Below are 20,012 nucleotides of genomic sequence, written 5' to 3' on the forward strand. Positions count from 1 at the left end.
TGCAAAGTTAAGTGCTAAACCACGCAACTACTCATAGCCGAAACCGTTGCCCACAATTATGAAAACCACCTCGAATGAACCAAAAGTTTTTTGATAGTAAGGAATTCTCGGAAATTAAGATTTTTCAAATCAACAGGGATTTCTATGAATTAAAAAACATTGGAGGAGCGGAAAAAACGATAAATTTTATTGTAGATAAGCATCGTGAATTAGTTGACGACTTAAAATCAATCGGAGTAAAAATACCCAAAACCAATTTTGACGAAGTTGACTATTACTCTTATGTCTATAACGAAACCTTAAAAGATTCCTACTGGAAAAATTATCTACCTTCAACAATAGCTCAAAATCACAATTTTGATGTTTTAAAAATATCATTTGTTCTATTTGCTTCAATTAAAGGAGACATTTTCGCTATAGTTGGAGGTGGTGGAATAAGAGTGATTAAGAGGTTTATGAATAACCGTTTTGGTTTAGAATTCTACGAATATTTGACAATTCCAAAGGACGACATTGTCGTATCATTAACCGCACGTGGAATTTCAGGCAGAGTAGCCCAACAAAGCGGAATTTATAGAAATGGTAGAACATTATTAGACTCTTTAAAATTTACAGAAATACCAACTAAATTAAATTTGGTCTTAAGAGAAGATTTAAAGAACACGGTCTTTGACTTCGTTGGTTTTAGTAATGACACTATTTACACAGAAGTTGGTTCCTATTTTTTAATCAAACACGCGATAAAGTTCAAGTCTTTACATCAGATATTTAAAAAAATAAACGAAATTCATCGAAAACATAAACCTACTTCAATATCAACATTTACAAAGGTTCAAGACCCAACATTAGTCGAAGATGAATTTCAAAAGATTCTATTGAGCGAAGTAAGAAATGATATGCTTAATATGCTTGGACCAAATAGGACAGCAAATCCATATAAGTTTGATATCGACTTCATTCATCCGTCTAAAATTCAAGACTTTTATGAATGTAACAGATATGAATTAAAAACGAAAGGGCAAAGAACACCATTTTTTGAAACAACTGATAGAAACTTACTTTACAAAGAAGGTCTTAAACACCTTTTTGACAATACTAACGACCAGTTTGAATTTAGCAAAATGATTCTTGGTATGCGAGTTTATGGTTATCGTGACAAAACACGCAAGACACACGCAATGTTTTTACAGCATATAACTTGCGAAATAAAATATAATGGCAAACCTGTTTTTCAAATAGACAGCACTTGGTATAAAGTTAAAAATGACTTTATCAATAGTATTAACGATAGATGTATAAACTTAATTGATAAAAACATTTTAAGAAGTAATTTTTTAAATGTCTCTTGGGATTCAACGATTGCAGACGAAGGAGCATACAATCTAAAATATAATAATTTAAAAGACTATTATGTTTTTGACAAAATGCTTCCGGATAACATTGAATTCTGCGATATAATGTACGAAGATTCAAATACTATCTATTTGGTGCACGTAAAAGATGGTTTTGATGCAAAAATTAGAGATGTTGCAAACCAAATAACCATTTCAGCCAATCGTTTTTGGAACGACTTCAATTCAGGAAGTTCATCATATCTTTCATCAATTGTAGATAGTTATAACAAAAAGAATGCAAATAAAATTGACAAAAAAACATTCTTGAATAAATTCAACGTTAACAAAGAAGTTGTTTATGTAATGGCATATAAATCGTTGAGAGGAAAATTAAGCACGAAAGATAAAATTGAAAAAAGTAAGTCGAATATTGCAAAATACTCATTGATTCAATGTGTTCAGGATATGTCATCGCTTTATCCGATTAAGATATTTGACATTGCGGACGTGTAAATAACTGTGGGCAACAACGTGTATAGCTAATTGCTTTTCAGTTGCTTAACCCGAAGTTAAGGCGTATTTGGAAAGTCGCCAAATTTTTAAATTTGACGATTTCCAACGAAAAAAGATAAATAGTAAAATTTAAAAATCTGGCTTGTGGCTCAACCGAAAAATAATCGCTAATTTACACGCAACGAGCCATACACAAGACCGTTGGCAACAAGCTGAAAAAATGCACGATAAACAAATGAATATCAGAAAAATAAATATTCAAGACATTGAAAAGCTAAAAGAAATCGGGAAACTGACTTTTGCCGAAACTTTTTCTTCAGAAAATAGCGAAGAGAATATGAAAGAATATTTGGAAAGTGGATTTTCAACGGAAAAACTGACTGCGGAATTGACAGACCAAAATGCTGAATTTTACTTTGCGGAACTTGATGGAAAAACAATCGGGTATTTAAAAGTAAACGTTGGACAATCCCAAACCGAGATAAGGGACAAAAATGCACTCGAAATTGAACGGATTTATGTGTTGAAAGAATTTCACGGAAAAAAAGTAGGACAAATTCTTTACGACAAAGCAATTGAATTGGCGAAAGAAAAAAATGTGGAATATGTTTGGTTAGGAGTTTGGGAGCAAAATCCGAGAGCAATCCGATTTTATGAGAAAAATGGATTTAAAGCGTTTGACAAGCACGTTTTTAAACTTGGAACTGATAAACAAACCGACATAATGATGAAACTCAAATTGAATGAAAAAAAGCCAGTTGCCAACAATGTATAACCGCAATTACGGCGGATTCGACTACGTCCGAATCCACTCGGAATTGCTAACGCCAGTTCTCAACCGAAAAACATTAACTTTAATCCCGTAACTGACGGTTATACGAGACCGTTAGGTGCAACGTCCGAAAACTACTATGAAAAAAATCATTTTTATATTAAATATTCTATTCCTTTTCAACTCTTGTGGAACAAAACCGAAAGCGACAATTCAAAATAAGGAATCAGAAATAATAGGTATTGGAACAATTGATTTAAGCAAGAAAGGATTAAAACTTAAAATTGGACCTACTTGGTATGATAATGAATCTGTATTTCATTTAGTTTATGGAGTTACCAAACAAAATAATGACGAGAATTACATAACCGAACTGCATTTTAATTATGGTGGGAATATAGACTGTAAAAACAAAACTCTCACTGCAATATTTGACTTTAAAAATTCAAGCGAATTAATTCTTTCAGATTCTATTAACAAACTATTACCTGCCACAAAAGACATAATCCAGCGAAAACAAGAGAATTCAAATATTGAATTTAATTTCAAAAATCCGAGTCCTGGAATATTAGTTTTTGCAATTGAAAAAGTAAACTTAAAGCCGAACAATAAACAAAACAAAATTTATTTAAAAATTAAATCTCAATGCGAAGAGTATCTAAATCTACCTATAATTCTCAGAAAATATAATGTTTCAGAAATTGACGAATTAATAAATAATTACGTTAAAAATGAACTGAATTTATTGCCCGAAAACGAATTAAAAAATTTAAAAGTTATCTTTTCGCATAATCAAATCCATAAAACTGAAAAATTTTTCATCGATATGGTTGACCAAAGGAATATGCAGATTTTATCTTATGATTATGACTCGAAAGAATACATTTTGACTGATATCGAAAAAAAAGTATTAAAAAAAATAAAACGCAGCACCTAACAACGGCTATAGTTCATTGCTTCTGACTTTCCTCTCGGAAAGTCCTCGCAAATTTGCTATCTTCGGTTTACGGCGGAAAATTTTCGCGGATTTTCACGCAACGAAACCATAGCCAAACACGTTAGCACCAATTTGAAAAAAAACTGAACTTTGTTAAAAGCAATAGATGAAAATAATAAACGTATTTCGCCAGAAAAAGGAAGAATTGGATTTTGTCAATTATGTAAGAAAAAAGTTCGTGCTTACTGTGGAGAAATAAATATAGACCATTGGCGTCACATTAAAATTCAGAATTGTGATTCCTGGAGCGAAGGAGAAACAGAATGGCATCGTGAATGGAAAAAAGAATTTCCAGATGATTGGCAAGAAGTAATTATAGAAAAAGATTCTGAAATACACATTGCCGACATACTAACTTCCAGCAATTTAGTTCTTGAATTACAAAATTCTTCTATTTCGAGTACTACTATAAAAATCAGAGAAAAATTTTATGGTAAAATGATTTGGCTAATTAATGCTAACAAGTTCAAAGATAATTTTAGTATTAGTAGTGTAGTTAAAACTCAATTGAGACATTTGGATGACAATTATAGAGACTTTTTAAATTATGAACCGAGTGAAAGTTATGAACTTACGACAGCTAAAGAAGAGTTAGAAGATTTTGAAAACAAATTATATAATATTGATTATAAAATTTCTAATCTCAAAAATAAACTTAATGATTTAGATGAATTTTTAGGAGACTTTAAGGAAACATCTGAAAAATTTATTAGCTCTAATTATTACAATTCGCGTATAATGTATGACCTTGAAATATTGGAGCAAAAAGAACTTAAAGAAATCAATAACATTAGAGCACAACTTAAAGATGAGCTTGAAGCTAAAAAAAAATTACTTCGTATTATAGACAGTTTAGAAAGTTGTAAAATAGACAATTACTTAAATTATAAATTCATTGAGCCTAATCAAATAAGTTCATCCTCATTTGAAAAATGTGCTTTAATAGAAAAGGAAACAGAAACATCTTTGTTTCCAACTATAATAAAATTCAAATCAAAAATTGAATTCGAGAGAACAGCTAAAAATCAAAAATATCGATTGATAGTAAATCCAATAAGTAAAATTGAAAAAACCAACGAAGAAATTGCTGACTTAGAAAACAAAATTGAAAAATTAAAGGAAAAAAAAGCAGAGACTAAAAAGAAAATAAAAAAACAACTAAAGTCTTTCCTAAAAAAGAAAAGGAAGAAAATCAAGCACAAGCTAAAATTAAAAGAAACGAAAAAAGCAAAGATAAAAACTGCATTATCATTAAAGGAAGAAGACATTGAGTCAATTAAAAATATTGATTCTCAAAATAGAGCAAGGGAATATAACTCAATTACAGAAAGCCACGAAAAAGAAAGGTTTAAAGTGATGAAAAGATATAAAGGTCTGTATAACTATTATTGGAAATACAAAAGGAAAAGTTGGGACTATTCAGAAAAGAAAATTTATTTAGATTTTGAAAATGCTATATTTGAAATATTAAGCAATAATACTTTAAGAAAGCATAGTAAATCTGACTTTATAAAAATAGTAAAAAACTGGTGCTAACAACGTATATAGCTCATAGCTAAAAAGTTGATTAATCGAAGTTAAGGCGTATTTGGAAAGTCGCCAAATTTTTAAATTTGACGATTTCCAATAAAAAAGATAAATAGTAAAATTTAAAAATCTGGCTTGTGCTTAATCCGAAAATAATCGCTAATTTACACGCTACGAGCCATATACAAAACCGTTGGCATTAATTTAAATGAAACAATTCACAATCATATCAATTCTTATCTTTTTAGTGTCGTGTTCATCGACATTTAAGATTGTTGAACAACCGACAGAGTACTCAACAGTAATTGAAAAAGGACGAATAACTGGAGTTATATTTAAAGAAAATGGTGCTTGTTTTTTATGCCTTCAAGATAAAGAAAGATTCACTCCGACAATTGATGACATTCAAAAAACTGAGAGAATACTCGAACAAAATTTAAAAGAAGCGAATAAATCTAGAACGAACCAAGTTGACAATTGTCCAGTAATCCACAAAAAACTGAAATCATACAGAAGACAATACTTCGGTTACATTGACAGTAGCGGAAAGAAAATCATTTATATAACTTTCAATTGGAACAGATATTCGATTTTCGATAGACTCAGAGGATATTACAAAGACGAAAGTGAAAATTGGAAAAAAGAAAAGGAAATGGTATTGGACGGATGCAGTTACCATTGGGAAATAAAAATTAACTTAGACACAGAAGAGGTCTTTGAATTAGGAGTTAATGGAGTTGCTTTGAACGAAAGAAAAAATAAAAAACTAATGCCAACAATGTATAAATTCAATTGCGGCTGAATTTCCTGCGGAAATTCATTGCAATTTTCTATCTTTCAGTTTCAATCGGAAAATCGTACCGATTTTCCGCAACTGAAATTTATACGCTAACGTTAGCATAAATATGAAATTAAGACTGTGTTTTTTATTGTTATTAGGACTTTTATTAAATTCTTGTTTATTTGAAGATAACTCAAAACAGGAATTTCCAAAATTTGATTTTAATTCAGTCGAAAAAATTGAAATAAAGAAAGTTTTTGACTATCAATTTCTAAGGATAATTGACGAAAAAAAGAAGCTAAATAATTTTACTTCTTTCTTTATTGATTCAACTAACTATTTTAAAAATGAAAAATATAAATATGGTGGTAAAAGAGCTCTTTATCACTTAGAATTTTATAATAAAAAAGACACTCTTCAATTAACTATATATCCAAAAATTGACAATACCAAAACAGAAATTGGATTTTTTGGAAAAACGATATCTAATTATAAGGAGAATGGAATGGGGCGAAAATTCCATCGATTTTTTATATCGAAAAAAATATTGGACTTAATCGAAAACGAAAATTAAATACTTATGCTAACAACGTGTATAGCTCATTGCGGCTGAATTCCTAATCGGAATTCATTGCAATTTGCTATCTTTCGGTTACGGCGAAAAATCCTCGCAGATTTCCCGCAACGAGCCATACACAAACACGTTAGCACCAATATGGACATAAAGATATTATTAACAATAATCGCATTGATTTTAGGAATTGTATATTTTGCAATACCAAGAATCTATAAGTATTATTTTAAGCGACCTAAATTAATAGTCGAGATTGAGCCCAACAAGGGATTGACAAGTTCTCAAACTTTTATCAGATTCTCATCGAAAAACCCAGTTGGTGTTCCTGTTAATACACCTGAAGGAATTAGCATCTATGAATTTGAATGGAAATTCGATTTAATTGTCAGAAATAATTCAGAAGTCAATGCATTTAAAATCAAAATGTGTCAGCATAAAAACTCAAACTATTTAACCTTTAAAAAATCAATCAATCCAAACAAAGCTCTTAAAGCACACGAGAGTGAAATTATTCCGTTTATTTTCAGTAAAGTTGTTGAAACTAAACATAAAGATAGAGCTAGTCATTTCCCAAAAGTGCCTAATGAATTTAAAGACTTGATGCTACATCTAGAATATGAGAATGAATTTGGAACCAAGTTCTACAGCAGATATTATTTCAATACTAATGAAACCATATTTAACAAAGTCTCAAAATCTGAATTAAAATTCTGGTGCTAATAATTTCAATCTGATGACAGATAAAGAAAGAATCCAAATTTTAATTGACCAAGCGAATAGCTTAAATCTAAAGTCACTAATTCCACAAGTTGATGAAATTCTAAAGGCAAAAGCTTTTGTTATTCAATCAATTTATGACACAAAACCTGATTTTGGAGATGGTGAAGTTTTTCTTGAAACACTTCTTATAAAAATGAACTTCACTTCTAGAAGTGTCTTTGAATTATCCAAAGGGATAGATTTCTCATTTCTTGGTCGCTCTGATAAAGCACAAATAATAGATAGGTCTTCAATTTACATTTTAACAAGGTCAATTATTGAAGCGTTCTTAACTTTAGAATATTTATTTTTTAATAACCTTGAACGTGAAGAACAAATTTTCAGATATCATCTATGGAGAATTTCAGGGTTTATGTCTAGACAAGATTTTGGTAAAACCACAAATAAGAAATTTTTAGCCAAAATGGAAAGAGAAAAAAAAGAGATTGAACAACTTAAAAAAGAAGTAAAGAAAAGCCCTTACTACCCAAGTTTGAAAAAACAAGATTTATGGAAATTAGACAAATTTGGGTTGCCTCGAATTATGAGTTGGTCTTCTTTACTTAATCATAGCATTTTAAACAGTTCTCATTTCGACAAATTATATAAACTCTATTCAAACTATGCTCATTCAGAATTTATTTCAATAATTCAACTTAATGAAGGTAAATTAAGCTCTACCGATAAATTTAATATTGAGACGACTGTTACTTCTTTAAATAATGTTAGAATTTTGAGTTGTGTCGCAATAATGGAATTGGTTAATAGATATGATTTTGCCAAAAAACGATATTTAGAGATTGATGAATCACTTCGTGTTGCTATTGAATTCTGGGATAAATTCGGGAGAAACAAATAAATACTGGTGCTAACAACGTGTATAAAACATAGCTATTACAGGCTTTCCTAGAGGTTTTTGTATATTTACAAAGTACGCCAAATTTTTTATTTGGTTATATTTATAAAAGAAATTAAACATAAAAATAAAAAATTCGGCTCGTGCTAAATCCGAAAAGTTAGCGACTATTTATACGCTACGTTTCATACACAAGACCGTTGTGTGTAATATCCAAACCGAGAAAATTTAGGAACAAAACGATACTCTATGAAAGAAAATGACATCTTTAATATTTATGACTTAAATGGAAATCGAACTTCATATGGAATGATGTCTGACACTGAAAGATTCAATGTTTATGACACTAACGGAAATAGAGTATCTTACGGAATAATGAGTGGCTCGAGCAATTTCAATATTTATAATTTAGATGGAGAACGTATATCATATGGAATTGTTGATGGCGGAACTAACATAAACATATATAATCTCGAAGGAGAAAGAATTAACTATGGAATATCTAATTAACTAAAGGTATAATGAAAAGATATATACAATTACTGATTTTAGTGTTTTCAATACAGCTTTCATATTGTCAATTACCTATGAAACAAGATTCTCTAATTGGCACTAAAAAAATGAAAAAACTGATGACTGATAACGGATTTACCTTCTATAAAGCCAATGAATATCCAAAGAGAAATGGAATAGATAAAACTCTAAACATTTTGTATAAAGAAGAAGTAACTGTAGATATTTATTTTAATGATTACAATAACATTGAGTCAATAGCAATTAGAACTGGAAATGATAGTGTAATAAACGAATTAAAAAAGATTGCTGGTTTCGAGAAGTGGAAATATCATTCAGATAATGAATACGAACTCAATGGATATAAATGCCAATATGTTTATCGGCCTGACAGAAGAGATGAACCAGACGGAAAACATATAGTGCATCAGTTTTTAAATTATTATTAAAAATACTACACACAACAATGGCTATAAGTAATTGCTTGTTCTCGCCTACTTCTGAAAATCCTCGCGGATTTTCAGTTTGGTGTGTACTTGCAAAGTTAAGTGCTAACCCACGCAACTACTCATAGCCGAGACCGTTGTGCAACATATCCAAAACATTAACCAATATGAAAAAAATCATCCTTTGTCTATTTATTTTGTTCACCACAATCGAAGTTTTTTCTCAAACAACTATAAATTTAGACAAGACAAATGGAGTTTATACTGTTCCCTGTAAGGTAAATGGAATACCAATGAATTTTATTTTTGATACAGGAGCATCAAATGTGACTATATCATTAACGGAAGCCACCTTTTTGATTAAACAAGGACTTTTAGGTAAAAATGACATTAAGGAATCTGTTAAATATCAAATCGCAAATGGAGATGTAAACGAAGGAACTAATATCATATTAAGAGAAATTGAAGTTGCTGGATTAAAAATCAAAAACGTTGAAGCTACTATTGTTCACGAACAAAATGCACCTTTATTGCTTGGAATGTCAGCTTTGAGTCAATTAGGTAAAATTGAAATAGAGAATAATACGCTTATAATAAATGACTTTTCATTCAAAAGCAATAAAGACAATATTGATCTTGACAAGGAAATAAAAGGAACTATTGAATGGATAAACAGCGTATTTGTAAAATATCAATATGAAGAACCTGATTTAATACAGAAGCAAAATATCCATAGTGTTGTAGAAATTGAAAATCAATTTTTTCTTTTCGGTGTTCGAACTCAAGAGACGAGCAAGCCTTGGGCATTTAGTAAAGGATTTTTAATCCCATTAGCAAAAATTAACAACATTGACTATTCCGAGAAAAAATCTAATTACTGGCTTGAAGTGAAAATGAAAAATAATGAAGAGGCTATTGTAATGATTGATGGAAATGACAAAAAGGACTATATAGATAGATTGGAATTTATGTTAGATAAATCTATTGACAATGAGAGTTTAAGACCTAAATTAAAAAATGCACTTGAGTATATCATTGATTTATACAATGACAAACCATCAAAGAATTCTTCTTCAGTTTCACAAGGAAATAAAGAAATACGAATTAATTATAAAAATGGCATTGAAATTTTTAACATATATCTTGGAAGCGAACAACATAAATTTAAAGAAGACAAGGAATATTTTTGGTATACAGAGTTTTCCAAAATAAAGTCTACAAAAGGTGGAAGTGGCGGAAATTTACTTAACGGGAATTATAAATTCTTTGACGAAAATGGAAATTTATTGATTGATGAGAACTATTCTATGGGTTTAAAGGATGGTGATAGCAAGAGATGGGATAAAAAAGGTGAGCTTACAGAAATTAATAAATATAAAGAAGGAGAATCAGTTTATTGGAAATATCACCCAGAAGGAGATGAAGGTTGGGTAGAACAAATTGGACAAATGCTAAAAGCAGGTTGGACTAAAAATTCTTACGATAAATACAATAATCTTATAGCAAGTCAAAAGACATTTATTGACGAAAAAAGTATAATCAAAAAAGAAAAGACAAAAACATCAATTTATTTTAGAAATTCTGACCAAAAGAAAGAGGAATACACGACATTAATGATGTTCAACAATTCTTATATTGGTGAATACGTACAATATTTTGAGAATGGAAATAAAAAAGTTTATGGAAAACTATTTGACCCGTACGAGAATGGAATTGATAAATATATAGGTAATATAAGAGATGGCGAATGGAAGTGGTATAAAGAAAATGGCGAGTTAGACTCAACTGAAAAATACAAAGCTGTGGTTGAATACTGGGAAAATGGAAACCTTAAAAATATTTATGGTCAATACTTTGACGAAGAAGAAAATAAATGGCTAAAACACGGTCGCTTTTATAGTTATAATCTGGATGGAAAAGGTATTGGCAAAATTACCGAATACGAATGGGGTGAAGTAAAAGAAAAAAAAGATTAGAAGAATAAAAAATACGTTGCACAACAATGGCTATAAGTAATTGCTTGTTCTCTGCTACTTTGGAAATTCTTGCGGAATTTCCAACTTGGTGTGTACTTGCAAAGTTAAGTGCTAAACCACGCAACTACTCATAGCCGAGACCGTTACCAGCAAGCAAAAAACAAAGATTAAAACCGAAAGAAATGATAGAAAATAACATAGAATTTATTAAACAAGTAATTGAAAAAAATATTCCAATTCATAATTTTTTAGGACTAAAATTGTTAGTCATAGAAAAAGGATTTGTAAGAGTAAGTGTCCCTTTTAGAGATGAAGTTGTTGGAGACATTAGAAAAAATAGATGGCACGGAGGAATTATTGCAACAATAATGGATTCAGTTGGTGGAATTGCTGGCGGAACTCATTTCAAATCTTTTGACGATAAATTAGCAACAATTGATTTAAGAATAGATTATCTAAAAGGAGCAGAAGCATCATCTATAATTGTAGAAGGTAAAATTGTTAGATTGGGAAATAGAATACTTGTTACGAAAATGAAAGCCTTCCAAAATGATGAATTAATCGCTGAAGGAAAAGGTGTCTATAATTTTATACGTATTGATAATTCAACTAAGAAGTAATAAGTAACTCGAAATTAGATAGAAATTAGGATAATAGGATTTATTCGAGTGCCAAAATAAATGACTGAATTAAAAGTTAAAAAAATTATGGGTATAATAAAGCCAGCAGGTAACACGGTATAAAAATAATAAGGGTTAAGTGCCAAACCCAAAGTCGGTGCATATTAACAAAGTCCGCCAAATTTACAATTTGACGGTTTAAAGAAAATTAAAGAAAAAATTGTAAATTTGGCTAAGTGCTAAACTTGAAAGTAAGTGCGTTTTAATCCCTTACTATTCTTATACTAGCCGTTGCCATTAATTTGAAAAAAATGAACAAACCGACAATAATTGTACTTCTGATTTTATTAATTTCAAGTTGTTCAAATAATAATCAAACGGAAAATAAGAATATAGAAATCGAAAACCTGCGCGCGGAAAATGATAGTCTGAAAAAAATTGTGGCGGAAATTAATAATAAATATGTTTTTGACAGCTTAACTGTCAGAGATATTCCATATTACAAAAACACATACGAAATGAACTCAAATGTACGAGGCGAAATTGTATTTGTTGGATATAATAATGATAGACAAAGTACGAGAGTAATTATGATTGATAGTATTTCTTATAACCCAAAGAAACTACATAATCCTGATACGCTTGACTTGAGAATTGGCGGATTTCCATATGAAAATAAATTGGATGCTGACAAGATATACTGGAGAGCTGAAATCTATACCAAACATAAATATGGAAAAGAATTTGAAGTGTCTTTATCAAATATAGCACAAGTGAAAAAAAACTAATGGCAACACCGTGTATAAGTTATGGCTAGGTCAGTGCTTCTTCGGAAAATCCTCGCGGATTTTCCTGCGGAGTTTTGTACTTTTAATGGTTCGTGACGGGAGACGCCACAACTCATACACATAAACGTTGTAAATCATAGCGCTCACTCAGACGGCGGAAAATTACAAATCTGAAAAACCTCTGATTTCTGAAAAAGAAAACTCTGAATTATTACGCGGAGAAAACCACTCAAACTCTGAATTTGACAAATTTTACGCGGAATATCACTCTAACGGAATTGAGCCAGTTTGCGGAATTTTAAAACGTGGAATCAACAAATATTGAGCGGAATCTCACTCTTGCGGATTGAAAATTGTTGCGGAAAAATCCTGAATCTGAATTTACTCAAACGCGGAACTTCACTCAAACGGAATAACAAATCTGAAAATGCTACAATTTACAACACCGTATAAAATTAATTGCTTCTGATTTTCCTACGGAAAATCCTCGCATTTTTACTATCTTAGTTTCTCAATCTGAAAATCCTAACGGATTTTCAGCGCAACTAATCTTATACAAATACGTTGTAAGTAATGCGTAAAAACGTGCTAAACATCAACATCTGAACTAAAAATGCCAACGCTCAGTCAAGCACATTTCATTTTTCTCGTGCCTCAAAAAATAAAAAGAGCTTGCCTTTTCCCAACGCTATACTTCTGATAATACAATGAACATTTTCATTATTAAACAATGAATTTTTGCTATCTTTCTGCCGAATTATAAAAAGGTTTAAAATGAACCGAATAAAAGAAGTTTTAAAAGACAAAGGAATTAGTCAGACTTGGCTTGCTGAAAAAATGGACAAAAGTTATCCGACCATTAATGAATACGCAAGAAATAAAAGACAACCGAGTTTAGAAGACTTATACAAAATAGCAGAAATACTACAAGTCAACGCAAAAGACTTGTTAGTAGATAGCGAAAATAATATTGGGAAATAAGATGAGTAAAGAACAAAAAATAACAGGCAACATACAACCACCAAATAAGGATTTGGAAATACTAAAACAAAACTTCCCAAGCTGTTTTGACAAAAATGGAGAATTTGACTTTGAAAAATTCAAAATCCAACTTTCAAAAAACGAAATCAACTTTTCAAAAGAAAGCTACGGAATGGATTGGTTGGGTAAATCTTACGCTCGTTTATTGGCAACAGACGAAACTACTACTCTATTACAAGAAGATGAAAAGTTTAACCAAAAAGAAGGAAATTCAACTTCTGAAAACTTATTGATAAAAGGCGACAATTTAGAAGTGCTCAAGCACTTATCAAATGCCTATTATGAAAAAGTAAAAATGATATACATTGACCCACCATACAACACAGGTAGCGATGGTTTTGTATATGCAGACGACAGAAAATTTACTGTAGAAGAACTACAAGAATTAGCAGGAGTAAATGAAGAACGAGCCAAACGAATTTTAGATTTTACACAAAGTAAAAGCAACTCACATTCTGCTTGGTTAACGTTTATGTACCCAAGACTTTATATTGCCAAACAACTTCTAAAAGATGATGGTGCTATATTTGTTTCTATTGATGACAATGAATTAGCACAATTAAAATTGTTATTAGATGAAATATTTGGAGAGGAAAATTTTGTAGAAATTTTTACTTGGAATAAAACATCAACACCAGCCTCATTATCTAAAAAGTCACGTAAAACTGTTGAATATATTTTATGCTATGAAAAAAACAAAAATAATTTTAAATATTACGGAGAAGATTTATCTGGTGGAGACCAACCTCTTTTAAATGAAGGAAATAATATTGGAGTTTTAAAAATACCTAAGGATAAAATTATTTTTAAAATTGATGATGGTATTTATAATTCTGGTCAATATCACAGAATAAATCTTCTTAATGATATTGAAATTATTGAAGGTAAAAGCTCTGAGGATTTAAACATAGAAGGTAGATTTAAATGGCAACAAAGTTTTTTAGATAATGAAATAAGTAAAGGAACAACCTTTATTATCAAATCAAACAAGTTTTCAATTCGTTTCCAACGATTCGAAGATGAAAGCTATAAAACCCCAACTAATTATATTAGAGACAATATAATCTTCCCTTTATTAGACAAAACTAATGCAGAGATTGACACAAACGAAACTTCTTCTAAGGAATTAGAAGAGTTATTTGGTTGTAAAGTTTTTGACTTTCCAAAACCTGTCAGTCTAATAAAATATTTAATAAATTTTTTAGTCAATGAAAATGAATTAATCTTAGACTTTTTTGCAGGCTCAGGAACAACAGGAGATTCAGTAATGCAACTCAACGCAGAAGATGCTGGAAATCGCAAATTTATTTTGGCACAATTACCCGAACTAATTGACCAAGAAAGTAATAAAACAGCTTACGATTTCGTGAAAAATGAGTTAAAAGTAGAAATACCTACCATTTTTGAAATTACAAAAGAAAGGTTGATAAGAGCAAGTAAAAAAATACAAGAAGAACGAGAAGGCGAAGACTTATCAAATCAAGATTTAGGTTTTAAAATATTTGAAACAACGCCAATATGGGAAGATTATAATTTTGAATCAGAAGAACTTGAAAAACAAACAAGTTTGTTTGATGAAAGCAAATTAACCCAAGAAGACATAAAAGCCTTATTAGTTACTTGGAAAACCTATGATGGTGTTCCTCTCACTAAAACTATACAGGAAACTAACTTAAATGCCTACATAGCTCATTACAGTAATGAGAAATTGTATTTAATGGATAAAGGTTTTACAACCGAAAATTTGAAAACATTATTAGAAAAAATAGATAGTGATAAAAGTTTTAACCCAACTACAATCATTGCATTTGGTTATCATTTTGAGAGTAAAAGTTTGCGTGAAATAAGCGAAAACATTAAGTCTTATGCTAACAAAAAAAGTATTGATATTGACTTTATAACACGCTACTAATATGAAAGGATTTAACTTTGAAAAAAATCTTCAGCATCAATCACAAGCGGTAAAAAGTACTGTATCTGTTTTTGATAATTTAGAAATAGAGAACCCAAAAGGAGTTGACAAACAATTTCTTAATCCTGTCTTGAAAATTTATGATGGTAATAATACCTATCCTAAAAACATTATAGAATTACAAAAGGTAAATAATATTGAAGGAAAGGTAAATCTAAACAGTAATATCATAGATATTATGATGGAAACAGGAACAGGAAAAACCTATACTTACACCAAAACCATTTTTGAACTCAATAAAAATTACGGTCTTTTTAAATTTATTGTAATTGTTCCTACACTTTCTATTAAAGCTGGAACAGTCGATTTTTTAAAAAGTGATAGTGCAAGAGCACATTTTAAAGAACAATACGGTAAAACCATAAAACTGCATATTGTAGAAAGTAAAAAAGGAGGTAAAAACAAAAAATCGTTTATGCCACCTGCTGTAAACAGTTTTGTAAACGCAGGAGTTTACGAAAAAAACAGCATTCAAGTAATGGTTATAAATGCAGGTATGGTAAACTCTGAAACAATGCGAAAGAGTTTTGACAAAGGCATATTTGATAAACATACAATTCCTTTTAAAGCAATTTCTGCTGTTAATCCTTTTCTAATAATAGATGAACCTCATAAGTTTTCTAAAGCCAATAAAACTTGGGAGAATATTCAAAAAATGAAACCGCAATTTATTTTGCGTTATGGTGCAACATTTAAAGAATATGAAAATTTAGTTTACACATTAACTGCGGTCGATTCTTTCAATCGTAATTTAGTAAAAGGTGTAATAGGTCATATTACAGAGTTTGAAAGCGGAAAGAATGCTATTGTAAAACTCAATAATACTGACGGAAAAGAAGCCACTTTTGAATTATTGGAAGACAAGAGTAAAAAGACATTTAAACTTACTAAAAAAGAAAGTTTACAAAGAGTACATTTTGCAATGGAGGATTTGTACGTAGAAAGTTTAAACAAAAGTAAAGTTGTTTTATCTAATGGAATTGAATTATCTAAAGGAGATAAACTAAACCCTTATTCTTATGCAGAAAAACTGCAAGAAATAATGATTCAAAAAGCCATAAAAAGCCACTTTGAAAATGAGAAACAATTACTTACAAGAAGTGTAAAAATTAAACCAATTACTCTCTTTTTTATTGATAATATAGAAGAGTACAGAAACGAAAATGGATATTTAAGAACCACTATTGAAAGTTTGATAAAAGCAGAAGTGGAAACTTTACTTAAAACCGAAAAAAACAAGTTTTACAAAGCGTATCTTGAAAAAACCTTGGAAAATATAAGTCTTACACACGCAGGTTATTTTTCAAAAGATAATTCGGAAAAAGATGAAGCCATAGAAAAAGAAATAAATGAAATTTTGCACGACAAACAAGCAATGCTTGATTTAGATAATCCAAGGCGATTTATTTTTTCAAAATGGACTTTACGAGAAGGTTGGGATAACCCAAATGTTTTTCAGATTTGTAAATTAAGAAGTAGTGGTAGCGATATTTCAAAATTACAAGAAGTTGGTAGAGGTTTAAGACTTCCAGTAAATGAATACGGAAACCGAGTTAAAGACGAACAGTTTTATCTAAACTACTTTGTAGATTTTACAGAAAGTGATTTTGTAGATAAATTAGTGAATGAAATTAATGAGAAATCAGGAGCTATATCAATAGAAGAAATTCCTGAAAAATTATCAGACGATATCGTAAAGAAAATTTGTGAATTATACGAAACAACAGAAGATGATTTATTTGAAATATTAGACGATAATAATGTTGTTACAAGGTCTAATAAATTCAAAGAAGGTGGTTTTGATTTTATTAAACATAACTATCCTAAAATATTTGAAGGTGTTGGCTCTAATAAAGTTAGAAAATCTACAGATAAGAAAAAACAAGTAAGCATAAGAACAGAAAAATACACCGAATTAAAAGAACTTTGGGAGAAATTAAATGAAAAGGTAATTTTAGAATACAAGTTTGAAAAAGAAGACAAATTCAAATCACTTTTTATAAATTTCTTGAATGAGCAAAACAGTAATTTCACCATTGAAGGTATAAAAGAAAGAACAGCACAAATAGAAATAACTGACAACATTGCTGGAGTTAAAGAAGAACAAGAAATTTATGGAAATGAAATAACGCCAATTTCTACAATGAAGTACAGTAGCTTCTTAAAGGAATTAGCAAAAGCACTAAACATCAATATAAAGACTTTAAACAGTTCATTTATTGATTCTAATATCGACATAAACAAATTTCTAAATATTGCCACAGTTCGTATTATTAAACAAAAATTCGAGAATTATTTAATGTTTAACGCAATTGATAAATTTGGAATTGAATATCAAAAAGTGAGCAACGAAATTCATCCAACTAAATTTACTGACGAAAAAGGAAATGTATTAAAAGAAATTTCTGCTTCTGATGTTGGTGTAATGTATTCCGAAAATAAAGTAGCAGACACCTATTTGCTTGATGAATTATTTTACGATTCTGAATTAGAGAAACAGAATGTTGAAACAGGTTTAACAGATGTTGTAGTGTTCACTAAAATACCCAAAAACTCGATTAAGATTCCTGTTGCTGGCGGAAAAAGTTATTCACCTGATTTTGCTTATGTATTAAACTATGAAGACAAATCGAAAAAGTTATACTTTGTTGTAGAGACGAAAGGCAAAGATGAAGAAAAGTTAGATAAAGAAGAGAGACAGAAAATTAAACACGCAGAAAAATTCTTTGGAGATACTGTAAAAATCAAATTTAAAACTCAATTCAGTAATAAGAAAATAGAAGATTTAATACGAGAAATTATAGGTGAAAAATAGCCAGCGCACAAAGCCATACACATTCGCAATTCGCTTCAGCCATCACACTAGGCAAAAATTGCAAAAGAGTATGTCTTGCCAACGCTCACATTTGAACTAAATATCAAACATCGGAAAACCAAGCAGAACGTGAAAAGCACTACTTACAACAACGTGTATAAAACATAGCTATTATAGGCTTTCCGAGAGGTTTTTGTATATTTACAAAGTACGCCAAATTTTTTATTTGGTTATATTTATAAAAGAAAATTAAACATAAAAATAAAAAATTCGGCTCGTGCTAAATCCGAAAAGTTAGTGTCTTTTTATACGCTACGTTTCATACACAAGACCGTTGGCACCAATTTGAGAAATGAACAAAACGACTTTATATTTTGGAATAGTTATGGTTTTGACAATAAGCATTTACTTCCTAACAAGTTCAAACTTTGAGAAATCAAATAATGACAAGTTTAATTTCGGAGCTTTTGCTATCAAATTACCAGCTGATTGGAGAAAAATTGAATTTAATGGTATTGACAGCTATGTTGGTGGAATCACAAACGGAATTGACTCATTGACTTTTGATTATGGTTGGTATTCTTATTCCTTGACTGAAGAGAATAAAGAAAGTCAACTTTTCGCTACGGACACAATAAATGGAAAAATCGCTTATCTGACCAAGCCGAAAACAATCGGAAACGGAACTATCGGAATTTATATAGAAAACGCATTTAAAAAAAATCGTTTTAATTTAATCGGTAAAGACATTAAAAACGAAGAACTGATTTTGGACATTTTCAAATCAATAAAGTTTAAGGATAGTGACACACTTCGGAACTCAAAGCGCATTGAATTTAGAGAAAAATAAAAAAACTGGTGCCAACAAAGTATATAAAAAATTGCTAGTTTTACCTAAACCAATGTTAGTTGCTCGTTTGCTTGCATCTGATTTTCCTTCGGAAAATCCTCGCACACAAACACGCAACATTTCATATACGTAATCGTTGTAAACAATTATGAAAAAAATTCTGTCCATTTTATTAATTTCAGTTTTTATAGGAAGTTGTGAGACTTCTGAAAAGAAAACTAAATCGAAATCGGACGAATTACAGCAACGGATTTTAGGCAACGTAATGGGATTAAATCGACTCGAATTAACAGCGAGCTTTGACGAATGTGGAGAATGGGGAGGACACGATGAAAAATTTGATGTTTATCGGGAAAATAAAATACTCTTTGCGGAATACGTTGAGGATATTGTTGACTGCAAAGATCCTTATGCTGAAAACAGAAAAATAGCGGAACGCAAAACTTTACGGCTGAATGAAACGCACGAAAAAGCTATCGTGAATTATCTGACTTCTTTACTCGAAACTGGATTAAAAATGGAATTACCATTTCACGCAGGAACATATTATAGTGCTGTAATGAACGATTCGACAATGATATTGAAGTATCACTCTGTGAAAAGTAGTTGGACTGAATACGAAAAACTAAAAGCGGAATTACTAAAATAACGGCTTATTTAATGCTCTACTTCAGAATTATATTTTTCGTTTTGTTCCTATTAGAATTAAGATTTTTGAACTTTAAGTACAAACGAGATAAATATATTTGGATTGGAATAGTTTTGATATTCAGTTACATTGGATATTTTTTCTTTTTGATTTACAAAAGAAAATTAATTGTCAAAAGAAAATTTAAACCAAGCTTTAATCGAAATAAATAACTGTTTACAACAATGTG

General features: G+C 30.1%; 18 protein-coding genes. All 18 read left to right on the forward strand.

Features of this window, described 5'->3' with window-relative positions:
• Positions 1–74 precede the first annotated feature (74 nt).
• The 18 genes from CL818_RS06235 (at position 75) to CL818_RS06320 (ending at position 19,783) form a co-directional block, all read left to right on the forward strand.
• Positions 75–1,847, forward strand: coding sequence for a DUF6119 family protein (locus CL818_RS06235; protein ID WP_272973356.1), 1,773 nt, complete (start codon positions 75–77; stop codon positions 1,845–1,847).
• A gap of 235 nt (positions 1,848–2,082) precedes the next feature.
• Positions 2,083–2,622 (forward strand): GNAT family N-acetyltransferase, encoded by a 540-nt coding sequence (locus CL818_RS06240; protein WP_272973380.1) that lies wholly within the window; start codon positions 2,083–2,085, stop codon positions 2,620–2,622.
• A gap of 136 nt (positions 2,623–2,758) precedes the next feature.
• Entirely contained in the window at positions 2,759–3,556 is a 798-nt protein-coding gene (locus CL818_RS06245) for a hypothetical protein (protein WP_272973355.1), read from the forward strand.
• Positions 3,557–3,706: 150 nt separating this feature from the next.
• Positions 3,707–5,152, forward strand: coding sequence for a competence protein CoiA (locus CL818_RS06250; protein ID WP_272973354.1), 1,446 nt, complete (start codon positions 3,707–3,709; stop codon positions 5,150–5,152).
• A gap of 199 nt (positions 5,153–5,351) precedes the next feature.
• On the forward strand, positions 5,352–5,945 hold the full coding sequence (locus CL818_RS06255; RefSeq protein WP_272973353.1) for a hypothetical protein: 594 nt from the start codon (positions 5,352–5,354) through the stop codon (positions 5,943–5,945).
• Positions 5,946–6,048: 103 nt separating this feature from the next.
• The gene (locus tag CL818_RS06260) at positions 6,049–6,498 is read left to right on the forward strand and encodes a hypothetical protein (protein WP_272973352.1); all 450 of its coding nucleotides are present in this window, start codon (positions 6,049–6,051) and stop codon (positions 6,496–6,498) included.
• A 141-nt stretch (positions 6,499–6,639) separates the two neighbouring features.
• Positions 6,640–7,218, forward strand: a complete 579-nt coding sequence (locus CL818_RS06265; protein WP_272973351.1) for a hypothetical protein — start codon at positions 6,640–6,642, stop codon at positions 7,216–7,218.
• 13 nt (positions 7,219–7,231) lie between these two features.
• On the forward strand, positions 7,232–8,116 hold the full coding sequence (locus tag CL818_RS06270) for a DUF5677 domain-containing protein (RefSeq protein WP_219360453.1): 885 nt from the start codon (positions 7,232–7,234) through the stop codon (positions 8,114–8,116).
• A 306-nt stretch (positions 8,117–8,422) separates the two neighbouring features.
• Positions 8,423–8,623: a hypothetical protein gene (locus tag CL818_RS06275; protein ID WP_272973350.1), complete on the forward strand. Its 201-nt coding sequence runs from the start codon at positions 8,423–8,425 to the stop codon at positions 8,621–8,623.
• Positions 8,624–8,700: 77 nt separating this feature from the next.
• Positions 8,701–9,075, forward strand: a complete 375-nt coding sequence (locus CL818_RS06280) for a hypothetical protein (protein ID WP_272973349.1) — start codon at positions 8,701–8,703, stop codon at positions 9,073–9,075.
• 164 nt (positions 9,076–9,239) lie between these two features.
• On the forward strand, positions 9,240–11,048 hold the full coding sequence (locus CL818_RS06285) for a retropepsin-like aspartic protease (protein ID WP_272973348.1): 1,809 nt from the start codon (positions 9,240–9,242) through the stop codon (positions 11,046–11,048).
• A gap of 182 nt (positions 11,049–11,230) precedes the next feature.
• Positions 11,231–11,668: a hotdog fold thioesterase gene (locus tag CL818_RS06290; protein WP_272973347.1), complete on the forward strand. Its 438-nt coding sequence runs from the start codon at positions 11,231–11,233 to the stop codon at positions 11,666–11,668.
• Between the two features lie 311 nt (positions 11,669–11,979).
• Positions 11,980–12,456: a hypothetical protein gene (locus CL818_RS06295; RefSeq protein ID WP_272973346.1), complete on the forward strand. Its 477-nt coding sequence runs from the start codon at positions 11,980–11,982 to the stop codon at positions 12,454–12,456.
• A 774-nt stretch (positions 12,457–13,230) separates the two neighbouring features.
• Positions 13,231–13,437 carry a helix-turn-helix domain-containing protein gene (locus CL818_RS06300; protein ID WP_034257716.1) on the forward strand — a complete coding sequence of 69 codons (207 nt, stop codon included), beginning with the start codon at positions 13,231–13,233 and terminating at the stop codon, positions 13,435–13,437.
• 1 nt (position 13,438) lies between these two features.
• Positions 13,439–15,409, forward strand: a complete 1,971-nt coding sequence (locus CL818_RS06305; RefSeq protein WP_272973345.1) for a site-specific DNA-methyltransferase — start codon at positions 13,439–13,441, stop codon at positions 15,407–15,409.
• 1 nt (position 15,410) lies between these two features.
• Entirely contained in the window at positions 15,411–18,284 is a 2,874-nt protein-coding gene (locus CL818_RS06310; RefSeq protein WP_272973344.1) for a type III restriction-modification system endonuclease, read from the forward strand.
• 352 nt (positions 18,285–18,636) lie between these two features.
• Entirely contained in the window at positions 18,637–19,134 is a 498-nt protein-coding gene (locus tag CL818_RS06315) for a hypothetical protein (RefSeq protein ID WP_272973343.1), read from the forward strand.
• Positions 19,135–19,282: 148 nt separating this feature from the next.
• Positions 19,283–19,783, forward strand: coding sequence for a hypothetical protein (locus CL818_RS06320; protein ID WP_272973342.1), 501 nt, complete (start codon positions 19,283–19,285; stop codon positions 19,781–19,783).
• Positions 19,784–20,012: the final 229 nt, after the last annotated feature.

Source organism: Croceibacter sp. (genome assembly GCF_002716225.1).
GTDB classification, from domain to species: Bacteria; Bacteroidota; Bacteroidia; order Flavobacteriales; family Flavobacteriaceae; genus Croceibacter; species Croceibacter atlanticus.